Origin of the sequence: Candidatus Pelagibacter communis (genome assembly GCF_001179925.1) — a bacterium.
Taxonomy (GTDB): Bacteria; Pseudomonadota; Alphaproteobacteria; order Pelagibacterales; family Pelagibacteraceae; genus Pelagibacter; species Pelagibacter ubique_E.
This window is the reverse complement of record NZ_CVSF01000030.1, coordinates 1-575: the sequence shown is the minus strand read 5'-3', so window position 1 is coordinate 575 and position 575 is coordinate 1. Positions and strand designations below refer to the sequence as shown.

1 protein-coding gene is annotated in these 575 nt (G+C 20.5%); it reads right to left on the bottom strand.

The window, feature by feature from the left end; all coding sequences use genetic code 11:
• On the bottom strand, positions 1–575 hold a 575-nt coding region (locus AMN70_RS05645; protein ID WP_179850369.1), incomplete at both ends, for a hypothetical protein.

The window sequence follows — 575 nt, the reverse complement described above, 5'->3', positions numbered from 1 at the left end:
ACTATTATTAATTTTCTTCAATATTTTATTTAAATATTGACATCTATTGTCATTTGAAATTTGAGAAGATTGTTCCTCAATACATTCTGATTTAACATTATTTGGAATATAAAAGGATATTATAAAGTTCATTGATTTTATATCAGAAATACATTTTTCATAAGAAGAAATTTTATTAATTATTGAAGATGGAAACTCAATAAATAAATTAATTTTTTCGTTTTTTGAATGTATATTTTTTAGAATATTCAATAATTGTTCACATTGATTAACATCTTTAATTTGTTTAACATCTAACCATAATATATTTTCTTTTTCTTTTTGAATTCTTATCAAATCTTCTAAATTTAAAGATGTTGATTTTTCAGTAGAATGACGAACATCTAAATAATCATTCTCAATAATCACATCAATTTCCATACAATTTAATATTGAATTAAATCTAATAAATCTCGCTATGCTGTTTGTTCTATGGCTACATATTTCTAAATCACTCTTTATTTTAGAAAAATAATTTTTCATATTAGAAAAAGTTGTAGGTCTATCAGTATTATCTATGAAGCTTTCGTTATTTT